The 11,025-nt window shown below is 56.8% G+C and carries 9 protein-coding genes and 1 pseudogene; 3 read left to right on the top strand and 7 right to left on the bottom strand.

Annotated features, from left to right (window positions below; genetic code table 11):
* Window positions 1-682: 682 nt before the first annotated feature.
* A complete protein-coding gene (locus tag ACN0Q0_RS16370; protein ID WP_343501599.1) occupies window positions 683-1,744 on the top strand; it encodes an LPO_1073/Vpar_1526 family protein in 1,062 nt (353 codons plus the stop codon).
* A gap of 333 nt (window positions 1,745-2,077) precedes the next feature.
* Here ACN0Q0_RS16370 and ACN0Q0_RS16365 read toward each other — a convergent pair whose 3' ends face one another.
* Window positions 2,078-3,031: a DUF2971 domain-containing protein gene (locus ACN0Q0_RS16365; RefSeq protein ID WP_343501600.1), complete on the bottom strand. Its 954-nt coding sequence runs from the start codon at window positions 3,029-3,031 to the stop codon at window positions 2,078-2,080.
* 697 nt (window positions 3,032-3,728) lie between these two features.
* Here ACN0Q0_RS16365 and ACN0Q0_RS16360 point away from each other — a divergent pair.
* Window positions 3,729-4,799, top strand: a complete 1,071-nt coding sequence (locus ACN0Q0_RS16360; RefSeq protein ID WP_343501601.1) for a type I restriction endonuclease — start codon at window positions 3,729-3,731, stop codon at window positions 4,797-4,799.
* Between the two features lie 436 nt (window positions 4,800-5,235).
* Window positions 5,236-6,948: an AAA family ATPase gene (locus tag ACN0Q0_RS16355; protein WP_343501602.1), complete on the top strand. Its 1,713-nt coding sequence runs from the start codon at window positions 5,236-5,238 to the stop codon at window positions 6,946-6,948.
* A 399-nt stretch (window positions 6,949-7,347) separates the two neighbouring features.
* On the opposite strand, the gene ACN0Q0_RS16350 is transcribed toward ACN0Q0_RS16355, so the two are convergent.
* The 6 genes and pseudogenes from ACN0Q0_RS16350 to ACN0Q0_RS16325 form a co-directional block, all read right to left on the bottom strand.
* Window positions 7,348-7,716, bottom strand: coding sequence for a hypothetical protein (locus tag ACN0Q0_RS16350; RefSeq protein WP_343501603.1), 369 nt, complete (start codon window positions 7,714-7,716; stop codon window positions 7,348-7,350).
* An 81-nt stretch (window positions 7,717-7,797) separates the two neighbouring features.
* Window positions 7,798-8,088: a DUF6527 family protein gene (locus ACN0Q0_RS16345; protein ID WP_343501604.1), complete on the bottom strand. Its 291-nt coding sequence runs from the start codon at window positions 8,086-8,088 to the stop codon at window positions 7,798-7,800.
* Entirely contained in the window at window positions 8,085-8,888 is an 804-nt protein-coding gene (locus ACN0Q0_RS16340; protein WP_417244360.1) for an N-acetylmuramoyl-L-alanine amidase, read from the bottom strand. The genes ACN0Q0_RS16345 and ACN0Q0_RS16340 overlap by 4 nt, the downstream gene beginning before the upstream one ends.
* 1,210 nt (window positions 8,889-10,098) lie before the next feature.
* Complete coding sequence (locus tag ACN0Q0_RS16335) at window positions 10,099-10,230, bottom strand: hypothetical protein (RefSeq protein ID WP_343501606.1); 132 nt, start codon at window positions 10,228-10,230, stop codon at window positions 10,099-10,101.
* 310 nt (window positions 10,231-10,540) lie between these two features.
* Window positions 10,541-10,822, bottom strand: coding sequence for a hypothetical protein (locus ACN0Q0_RS16330; RefSeq protein ID WP_343501607.1), 282 nt, complete (start codon window positions 10,820-10,822; stop codon window positions 10,541-10,543).
* Window positions 10,792-11,025 (bottom strand): annotated as a pseudogene (locus ACN0Q0_RS16325) (hypothetical protein); the annotation flags it as partial. The gene ACN0Q0_RS16330 and the pseudogene ACN0Q0_RS16325, both read right to left, overlap by 31 nt.

Here is an 11,025-nt window from a genome sequence, read left to right as displayed (position 1 = left end):
GCCGGGCCTCGGAATCATCTTCGTGATCTTTGGCGGCCTAGTGCTCCTGATCCGTCGAGCGAACAGGCCAAGCTCAGCCCGTATCGCGGCGATGCGGATCAGGCGCTGAGGCAAAGCCACCAAGGTTCTGTCGCACCGCAGGCCTTTGCCCTTAAGAGCGGTCGGCTAAGCGCAGAATACCGACTGCCCCGCTTGGCTCGAGCCACAGCTCGGAGTTGGACCTAGGTCGGGCTCACTGCTTGGCTTGTTCGGCAGAAATGCGCAGGAAGCCGACATAGGCAAGGGACGACCAGTGGTCGCCCTTCATGACGTGTCCGGCCCAGAACGGACCTCCACCGGAATAGCCAACGCTGCGGTGCGGCTGGATGGAAGCGGTCGTTCGTGACCCGGTGCAGCATTGTCACGTTTTCAACGGCGACAAGGCTGACGAGGCGGCCTTTCATCGGGCCTGCCACATTGCGCTGAAGGGCTAGATTCCGCAGAGTGAGTTGTGTAACTTCGCGACAACAGCAGGAGGTGTCATGGACATACCAAATCTTGTCCTGTGGGGGATTGCCCTAATCGTAACAATTGTTCTTGGCGTTTGGGGCATTCGCGCCGCGCGATCCCGGAAAAGCCAAAATCAGGACGTGCGGGGGGGCTCAACCGGCATTCAGTCCGGTCGTGACACGAAAATCAAATAATGCTTGGTGGCCAAAAACAGAACGCTACTGAAGGCTCAACCGCAATTCAGGCAACAGGCGATGTCACCGTCAACGGTGGGCTCTCACCTGCTCAGATGGTGGAGATACTTTCAGCATTGACAGCCCACGTTGAAACGCTGGGTAATGTCGCTAAAGCACAAATCGCAGACCGGCTAAAGACATTCGAAGCTGGCGTTTTGGAGCGTTTTGCAACCGACGGCACGACGCGTTCGGAGGCGTTTCGTGAACCGGACTTCCTTGCAGCAACTCTTGATGCTCAGAAAGCGTTCGCTAGAAGCGGCGACGAGGGCTTAAGGGAGGTTCTGACCGATCTCGTGGCGCAGCGATCCAAGGTTGCGGAGCGAAGCCGCCTTTCGCTGACCTTGAACGATGCAATTGCTAAGGTTGGCTCAATTCCCGATTCTGATCTTAACGCCCTCAGCATGATTTTCACCTTCCAGAATGTTCAAGACAATGGGCTGATGAACATTCAACAACTCGCAGACTTTCTTTCGCGTGTCTGCCTGCCGCTCTTAGACAACATCTCAACAAGTGAATCAGCCGCGAACTATCTCGCGGCGCATGGCTGCTTAATCCCGCCGTCCGGTATTGCAAACCAAATTGATGCGATCGGAATACTTTCGAATAGATATGGGGACATCATCACAAAAGGCGTATCTGAGGCCGATCTTCGGGATAATTTCGCTGACTACGATATTTTATTACAGAAAGGTCTGATTGTGAATTCGCCTTATGGCAACGGCCAAAAAGTATTCGCCGTCAGCGGACCTCAACTTGAAACGATTTTGCCGCAATTCGGAATCTACGGAGAATACTCCGAACGGTATAAAGAGGTCTCCAGAGGCTCCCAGCCCTCTGGAGATGAATTCCAAGGCGTGATGAGTGCCCATCTCCCAAGAATCTCCGAAATAATGGCAACATACAACAAGCCAACAATTCGGAACTCACGGCTTACGTCGATCGGAATCGCGCTAGCTCACGCTAACCTGGCAAAAGGCCCACTTCGGGAGGTTGATCTTTCAATATGGATCAAGCCCTAGGAACAGCATTTTCGACTGAAGGATGAATCATCACTTCATGTCGATGCACCTGCGCGTTTCCGCTTCCTGGCTTGCAAAATTGGACCGCACGCCTTTTGTATCGCGCATAAATGGCCGCCAAGGGCTACTCGGCCCCCGTCGTAGCGATGCGCTGACTGGTGGCATCGCCGCCGTTCGTCCAAGGCGCAGCGAAGGTCGGCAATCCGCCCCTAGCGCCAAGGCGGCCATCAATCGCCGGTCCGATAACCTTAGCCGTTGAACTAGCGCGGCGTTAGTCTGATAGGCACTAGGGTCTTGCTTTTCCATTCGACGTTCTACTGGGCGCTCATATGTTTATCGGGTTCGCAAAGGGATATCTGAAAGAACAACCTTGGCAGCGGCGTCTTCTACGCCCAACTCCGCAAGAGCAGTTTCGAATGCCTTATAGCTCACGTAGGGAAATTCCGTAGGTCCAATGATGATCCGATCTAACAACGAGGGGATATCGGCTGCGTGCAACCCATTATCCGGATCATTGGCAAGGTGTAGCTTGAAGATTTTTTGTGGAATACCAGCCAGCACCACCGTTTCTTCCGTCATTGCCGGACTCACTCGCTCCGTTGGCCGATAGTACAAGCGCCACTCTTTTTCTTCCCCAAAACCCGGATGCTTAGTTGCGATCGCGAACCGAAAAAGCATTTGGTGGATGTATGCAACAAGCGTCTCCTGCCCCAATCCACTCAAATAAGTCCGATTGATGAGTATGGAATCTGTGACTTTGGACAAGTAGGCGGACAAGTCGCGCTCGGAAAGGTAGAGCACAGGTATAGAGAAAACAGCTAACAGGTCGGTGACTGCCATCATTGGTGAGTTGTTGACCACCAAAGCAATGTCACCGTAGGCCCTCCACATTGAAAGCCTGCCTTGCCGATCTTCCTCTGAATTGTGAACAGATACACACGCAATATAAGTCTCGAACTTCCAGTCGTGTTCCCATCCGGCGATAAGTTCTTCGGCTTTTTCGATCGTGCCGGGATAAATATCCTCAACTGCAGTCCGAAACCTTGCGCCCTCTTGTCCGGAGAAGACTGAACGGATCAGCCCAAGTCCGTAAGAGACTTCGGAATAGTCATTCATGACCGTCACGTTTCTGAACCACAGCTCTTGGTTACGAAGAACCTTCATCGCCGTGTCAGCAGATGTGTAGTATACGAACCTCTTGTTTTCGTTCACCACTGCCAAGGTGTCTTCGATCAACCCCGGTTGAAATATCTGATTGAACTTGATCGTCGCCTCATCAAAATCCATCGCTAAGCTTTCATCGATAGTGCTACATTCTGAACAAACACTCACATCGAAGCATACAGAACTTCTTTCTGGGACGCCATGCGAACTCAACTATTAGTAGTCATCTGAATTGAGCAGCAGTTTTCCCTGAATATGAGACGTTCACGCAGCCTGCAGCGAAAGTCTGGAAACCGCCCCTGGTGTCGATCGAGCGGGTTCCGGCCTTGGTTCTCGCTTGAATGGCCGCTTCCGCGGTGCGGCCGAGGTGCCTTCGCGACCGCGGCGAAAGTCCGGCATCCACCCTTGATGTTGATCGAACGGGCTTCGGCCTAGGTCCTCGCTTGAATGTCCGCTTCCGTAGTGTGCCCGGGGTGCCTTCGCGACCGCGGCGAACGACCGCTCCCTGTCCTCTCTGCCGGCGCCTGGCGTGATGCTGCGGCGAGCTCGAAGGGCCGCTCTGAGCTGCAAGCAGGCGAACACACCTGTCCAGAAAACCCGAGGTCGGCAAGCAAGAGACCGCCCGAGAAGCCACGGCTCGTCAGGGCGCGATACCACCTCCAACGAGCACTCCTGCTACTTCAGGATGTTGCCCCCATGCAACTCACAGGGGGCTAGGACACCATCCCCCCACCTGAAAGATGCGATCACACTTGCGCGCTTGACCAATGCAGGGGTCGAATATGCTCGAAATGGAGCGTTGTCGTACGAGGTGAGCAAAGTGAGTGACTTTTTCGAGCGTGTTTCACAAATTTCAAGCAGGTCAAAGGTCGCTGAGAGGCAGGCGCTGACCGAGGAAGCTACTAAAACTTCCGTAATTTTACCCTTCCTACAAACCCTTGGCTTCGACGTTTTCAACCTAGACGAGGTAATCCCGGAGTTCATTGCTGACGTCGGCACCAAAAAGGGTGAAAAGGTCGACTTCGCTGTGAAAATCGACGGCAAGATTGCCATGCTGATCGAGGCCAAGCCCGTAAATTCCAAACTGGGCGACGTACAGTTCAACCAACTGTTCCGCTATTTCTCTGTTACGGAAGCGCGCCTTGCCATCCTCACGAATGGCCGCGAGGCATGGTTCTTCTCGGATACCGATGAACCGAACAAGATGGACAAACGGCCATTCTTCAAATTCGACTTTCAAAACTTTGACCGTGATCAGGTGGAAGAGCTCGCCCGCTTCCAGAAACCGAACTTTGCTATCGATGCAATCGTGGAGGCAGCCTCGAACCTAAAGTACACCCGAGCTGCAGCGAACTACCTGCGGAAGCAGCTAGATGACCCGGATGATGATTTCATCCGTCTGGTCGGACGACAAATCCATGACGGAGCGATCACCAAAGGCGTCGCCGAGCAACTCCGGCCCGCAGTGCAGGCAGCGCTGGACGAAATCATCCGCGACCGCATTCAAGATAAGCTCGGCGTTGCGTTCAGCGGTGAGAAAAAAGCAGTGACAGAGCCTGAAGACCCCTCCGTTTACACCACCCCTGCCAACGAAGACGGAATCATCACCACCGACGAGGAGATTGCCGGGCACCTCATCGTGCGCGCTATTGCTGCACGCCATGTCCCGGTCGATCGTATCGTTATACGCGACGCGAAGAGCTACTGCGCCATCCTGATGGATGATAACAACCGCAAGCCCATCTGTCGTTTGTATTTCAACTCGGCAACGACCCGCCACGTCGGAGTATTCGACACCGATAAGAACGAGGCGAAGCACAAGGTCGCTGGCCCTCAAGACCTATACCAGTTTGCCGATGATCTGGAAGCAGTTATCAAGGCCTACGCGTAGCCTTTGCCGCTCCTGTTTCATCATTTCGGGATCAATCGGCCGCTCAGGAGCCTGGACGGCCGAACAGACAGAGGCCCGAAAACTCGTAGCAGTCGCTCAGCGTAGGCGGCGGACGTGCCCGGTGAAGCTGGGGCGCCTCACTTCGCAGGCGCGCCACGGCTCCTACCCGACCTTCATGCTGGGCCTGCTAGATGGCAGCTACCCAGCGCAGCTAACCTAGGTGTGAGATGTCCGGCTGTCGCTTCAGTCCCGATGGTAGCAGAAACATGGTCCAAACGGTATATGTCTGGACCTTACAGCTTGTGCAAAGTGTTGCGTCACATTCTGCAACGCATCTATCTGATGCAGAATCAACGAGCTACACAATTTCCGATAGGCGCAACTGCATGCTGAAGTGTGCACTGTTTTGGGGAAGAAAAATTTCAGGGGTGGCGTGGTGATCGACCGAATTTCTATCGAAAATTTCATGCGTCTAGAAGACTGTCAGAATATTCCCTTGGGACCACTCACTCTTCTTGTTGGGCAAAATGGATCTGGAAAGTCATCTGTCCTTAAGGCGATTCACTGGGCATCAAGATGCGCTTCGTTGGCGCAGAGTGGGAAACTCCCAGTCGAGCTTATGGATTTCGCACCTTCCATCGACTTTCGTTCGTTGGCGCATAAGTCTACTCTTCAGGGAAAGAACCGAGGCGGAGGCACGACAAAGCCTGTAATCGTCACTTTCAAGCGTGGCGTCGGCGAGGGCGCGATAAAGCTAAAATCTCTTGGGAATGACGCCGGAGTCAGCGTTGAAGTTGAACACCATGTCGCACCTGATTTCGTGCGTGAGGAGCCGCAGACTGCCTATATTCCTGGCTTGGCTGGTCTCGCCGAGCATGAAACCATCCTTGCTGCTCCGGTTTTTAGACGGAAGGCAGCATCCGGAGATGGAGGATCGGTTCTTCGTCAAATGCTTCTCAATACTCATTCTGAAGAAATGAACACTGGCGAGGACGCCGTTGAGTTAGCTGAATTGTCTGAACTCGTTGCTCAGGTTATTCCCGGAGTCCGGTTCTGGGTAAAATTCGATCAGCGCCGAGACGCCTTCATACGCGCCTGGTTTTATACACCGGATATGAGATATGGAGATACTGGCAGCAACTACAAAACAATGCGTAGGCCGCTTGAGATGGCTGGAACTGGCTTGCTTCAAGTCACCCAAATCTTTGCCTATCTCCTCACATTTCGGCCTCGTCTTCTGCTGATTGACGAGCCGGATGCACACCTGCACCAATCGAGCCAAGAGAAGTTGGTCTTAGCGCTAGAAGCTGCCTTGCGTAGGTTCGCAGAAACTCAAATTATTGTCTCAACTCACTCTCCGCGTATCGTTCGGGTATCGGGGCAGTCCACAAAAGTTGTCTGGCTAGATGGTGGCTCTATCAAAGACGAAGGACACGCTGTGCGCGAGCGCATGGGATGGGGCGCGCTGGACAAAGACATAGTGATCTTTTCCGAAGACGACAACACTGACCATCTCCAGTCGATAATAGATCAATGGCCGCATCTGGCCCATCGCACAGTCATCTGGCCTTGCTTCGGCGTGTCGAGTATACCAGACGGAGATCGGCTATCTAAATTACGTGACCGCCACGGCATCAAAGTCATGGTGCATCGGGACCGTGATTTCATGACGGATATGGACATTGATGCTTGGAAAAATATTCGGCGCTACACCGTAAATGACATACCTGTTTGGCTCAGTGTGGGCTCTGATATTGAGAGCTGCTTCCACTCTGCCAACCATATCGCGGATGCAATGGGTATACATCAAGCGGTTGCGGAGAAGAGCCTCGAATACGCGCTTGCAGAGCTGAACGAGGTTGAAATTAGAGCGAGCTTTAATGAAGCATACGGCAAAGCTGTTCAATCTTTACCTGGGCAAGCCGATGCTATCGGAAGATGGATTGATTTAGGCGGCTTTTGCAAGAATACGGTGAAGGGTAAAGAGTTCGCGAAGGCATTACGTAGAGGACTACAGCGAGCGTTGCCAGAGGTTGGGCAGGCTAGGAAGCTTGAAGGTATGGGAAGGATCTATGAAGGAAATAGCAACCATCCCCTGTGCGACGATCTTCGCTTGAATTTGCAAGCTCTAGCAGATGAGCAGGGCTAACCAGCCTGCATTCAAGCCACGACGGAGAGGGCGGGGTGCGAATTGCAATTGATTCGGTCTCTTAAACGCTCGGTATCTGGAGAGCGTAGCCAACCCAAAGCGGCGTCGCGCTCCCGCTAGGCTTCGGCGGTTTCTTCAAGGTCAGTTGCCCTAGTTGCCCCGTCTGCCGGTCGCAGCACCGCCACTAGGCGCTTCGGACGTTTACCTGCCGTTCGTCTAGGTCGCAGCGAAAGCCGGCTCTCCGCCCCTTCGAGGCTTGGCCAGGAGCGTCGCTGAGCAGGGGCGTGACTGGCAGCAATGGGCTGCGAGCGGTCGAACGGCCCCGCCTCCAGCAATCCCGCGGGAAGCGAAAAGCCAAGCGCGCCAACCGGGCTCTTATCCTACGGCGCCGGGCCCGGCTCAGACCGGGATCTGCACCCCCGCCCGATCCATGGCCTCGCGGTAATAGCGCAGCGCGAGGCGATCGAGCACGCCATCGCCAGGCACCAACCGCGCGATCGCATCCGGCACGGACTGCTGCGCATGGTAGATCGCATGCGCCTTGATCACCTCGAATCCGGCGTTCGGACCCTCGAGCAGCGCAGCCTCGACGCCGGACTTGATGGCCGAATGTAACGCCTCACGCGCCGCCGCCTCGATCCTAATGCCGGTGAAGGCTTCGAAAGCCGCGGCCCCCCGATTGATGATCAGCATGAGCGCAATGCCGAGTAGCCCGGCGATCGCCTGCATCAGCTCCGGGCTGGAAAGGAGAGATTTGAGGAAGTCCATCTTGGGAACCTTTCGGAAGGCGGCACGCGGCCGCAGAGAGGACCAGCGCAAGGCGCCAGTCGGTGATTGGGAGAAAGGGCATCAGCAGGCGCGCCAGACGCCCGCCTGAAGCCAGCCGTGCCAGTGGCCTCGCCAGTTGACCGAGGGCGCCAATTCGGGCGCCTCGATCGAACCGTTCCAAGACCAGCTCGGGCCGAACTTCGGCTTGAAGCCGTTGCCGATCTTCAGCACAGACTTGTCGCCGCAGCCGCAGGGGCAGAAGAAACTGAAGCTCTGCTCGCCCTTCTCTTCCGGCCCGCTGATCCAGAATGACCCTGGCACCCGGTATTGCAGGAAAGCGTTGCGGTCGCGGTAGTGGATGGCCCAAGTCATGCGGCCCACCCCAGCGGTGCCCACGCCGCATCCTCCACCTTGAAGCCCGGGCAGAGCTTGTTCGCAAATTCGTTGTGCCCGGCGATCCGGCGGATTTGAGTGGCGTTGCACGCCTTGGCGATCACGCCGCGCATCGCCTCGCGGGTCTCGAGTGTGTAAAAGTCCTCGGCCGCGCCCATGTGCGTCACGGTCTTCACCGGGACCATCGAGTATCCCAGAGAGCCCGCGTTGTGGCCGATGACATGCGCGCCGATCTCGGACCAGGCCCGGCCTTCGATCACCTCACCATCCGGGAAGATCAGCCCGTGATAGCCGATGTCGCGCCAGCTGTTGGCGAGGTGCCAGCTGCGGACCTCTTCGAACATCTGCCGGTTGGACTTGCCCTTCCACCAGGTCGCCGAGGTCGCAGTGGTGTGCAGCACGAAGAGGCTGACCAAGTAGCCAGCACTTCCTTGCAGCAACTGCTTCTCGTGGGAGACCCAGCCGCCCCAGCCGGGCGACACCGTGACACCCTCGACGATCGCACCTGCGCGCGGCCGCCCATCGGCCTCGACCAAGGCGCGAAGCCCGCGGTCAAGCTCGGGCGTCCAGGCGCGGCTGGCCGGTCCCGCCGAGAGATAGCCGAGGTCGATGATCGACTGATGCATCTGCTCGACCGGATCACCCCAGCGGCCCTTGTGCGCCGCCAGAAGAGCGAGCATTCCTGCTTCGGTGCGCGGCCCCCAGAGGCCGTCTTCAGGCCCGGCCGAGAAGCCGAGCGCATTCGCCCCCGCCTGGAGGGCGCGGATTTCCTGTCTCATTGCAATCTCCATGAAAAAGCCCGGCATGAAGCCGGGCGTGAGGAATCAGGAAAACTGTGCTATTGACGCGTTGCGCGACGGGCGCGCGGCAGTTCTCGTGATGCGCAACAGCGAGACTGCCGCGTTATGCTTCCGATCCTTGCAGCGTAGCCCGGTGCGCGAGCGCGACCCTCTGCTTGCCAGTAGCTTCCACAGGAACTGGCCACTGCAGAGCTAACGGGTCGCGCTCCCCAACCTGAGCAGAAAAGTGCCGATCCCTTTTCATTGAATCTCGGCAATTGATTTTCGGAAGCACCGACCTCAGGCTTTTTGCGAGCGCGGCGCGGTGTCGTCTTTTCCCAGAAAGTCGCCCGTTCCGTAAGTTGAACGCAAAGCGGAAGCTCTGCGTCGCGCTCACCTCACCCGAGCAGTTGGTAGATCGTCAATTCGGTTCGGTCCGGCATGCGGATGGTGACGAGGGGATCATCGTGATCGCTCGGGCATCCTTATATAGTCGAGCACGAGGTAGAGCTCGATACGGTCTCTCGCGTGCAGGGCCCCATAATGCTGTCTTTGAGACCGGCATCGAAGCCGAGGTTGCTCAACGCAGATTGCAAGGCGTAGACCACCCCACGGTTAAGGGTCGGTATGACGACCACCCATTAGAAAGGCCCCGCTTAAAGGTGGGCCCGAAGAATCCGGAAGAATGTGGTATTCTCAGTTGCGCGACGGGTGTGCGGTAGCTGACGTGATGCGCCAACAACGAAGCTGCCGAGATTGCCTTAACACCTTGCGGCACTTCCCGCCGTGCGAGCGCGGTCCCGATCTGTGAGCAGCTTCAGCGAACCTAGGGAGACGACGCTGAAGTGGGGCCGCGCTCAGCCTTGGTCTGCCTCCGACGCTTTAGGGGTGACTTAGCGGAATTTCTCGCTATGGTTGTTTTAGAGCGTAGCACTTGATCCATATGACTCACACACACTCACGGATCCGCTTTCTATGTTTCGATGCCATATCGTTGCCATGGGGCGAGTGCTGCGCTCACCTGCCTCGCCTCACGCTACGGATTGCAATCACGCGGTTGCGCATTCCCGTGATGGTTCGGGACGGGCTTATATCTTAGGGTCACTTGAAGCGCGGCCCTTGGACCTTCTGTACCTCCCAGTTCTCGCTCGCCTTTCTCCTTCGTTTTCTCTCTGGAATGGAGACAAAGCGAGCAATGGCCGCGCTTACTTCACCTCGGCAGCTGGTAGGTCAGCACCTCGGCACGGTCGGGTATACTCTCGGTACCGCGGTCATTGTCCATCAGCTGATAGAGCGCGATCGCGTCAGGTCCGAGGCCGGGCGTCACAATCCGGCGTGACAACGCTGAGTTCATCGTTAACTTGAGTCTCGAGCGCGGCGCTGACCCCCTCCCTCATCCCCAGAAATCGGGAGGGGCTGAGGTCTCGGAATTTCAACCCTTAGCGGTATATTCTTGCCAAACGAGGCCGGGCGCCGCGCTCACCTTCCTCCAGCTATTCGGGACGCTTCAAATTCCGTGTTCCACCTTGGGAACTCGGCGCGGCTCATCGCGGTATGTCTAAGGGCGCGGCGGTTCTTGCCTAGAAGCCGTATCCGAGGCCATCCATTCCAGGCGACCACAAGATCGTGCTCGAATGGATGAGCTGCCGCGCTCACCTCCCCTGCTGCGATATCCGATCGAGCTTGCTGTCGATCTTCTGCAGCGTCGCCTGGATGCTGCGAAGGTCGGACGCCTGCCCCGCCAGGGTCAGCTCGGCCGCCCTCAGTCGCGCGTCGAGGCCGCGCGAGCCCTCTTCGAGCCGTGCGATCGACATCGCTTGGCTTTCTTGCGTGTTCGTCAGCGTCACGTAGCCCGCCGTTACGGTGACCATCATCGCAAGGATCGACAGGATATTGCCGGTACTCACCGTGCTGTCGAACTTGATGTTGGGCATTGCCAGATGATCTCGGCCTCGATCCCCTCCTGCCGTCGCGCGGCGTATTGATCCTTCAGGATCGGAAGGTTCACCGAGAGCCCGAGGTTCGGCGTGACCATCGGCCAGAGCGCCGGGTCGCGCCAGGGCTTGTCCTTGGCGAGCTGGATGCGCTCCGGGAACTCGTAGAGCACCGGCAGCATCCGCACGCCCTCGGTGATCTG

The organism is Celeribacter sp. (assembly GCF_048259695.1).
GTDB lineage: Bacteria > Pseudomonadota > Alphaproteobacteria > Rhodobacterales > Rhodobacteraceae > Celeribacter.
The sequence above is the reverse complement of the archived record's forward strand: the minus strand, read 5'-3'. Positions and strand labels throughout refer to the sequence as shown.

What these genes read in the sequence shown, in the direction of transcription:
- ACN0Q0_RS16370 (WP_343501599.1), top strand. Translation starts at nt 683, where the DNA reads ATGCTTGGTGGCCAAAAACAGAACGCTACTGAAGGCTCAACCGCAATT.
- ACN0Q0_RS16365 (WP_343501600.1), bottom strand. Translation starts at nt 3,031, where the DNA reads ATGGATTTTGATGAGGCGACGATCAAGTTCAATCAGATATTTCAACCG.
- ACN0Q0_RS16350 (WP_343501603.1), bottom strand. Translation starts at nt 7,716, where the DNA reads ATGGACTTCCTCAAATCTCTCCTTTCCAGCCCGGAGCTGATGCAGGCG.
- ACN0Q0_RS16345 (WP_343501604.1), bottom strand. Translation starts at nt 8,088, where the DNA reads ATGACTTGGGCCATCCACTACCGCGACCGCAACGCTTTCCTGCAATAC.
- ACN0Q0_RS16340 (WP_417244360.1), bottom strand. Translation starts at nt 8,888, where the DNA reads ATGAGACAGGAAATCCGCGCCCTCCAGGCGGGGGCGAATGCGCTCGGC.
- ACN0Q0_RS16330 (WP_343501607.1), bottom strand. Translation starts at nt 10,822, where the DNA reads ATGCCCAACATCAAGTTCGACAGCACGGTGAGTACCGGCAATATCCTG.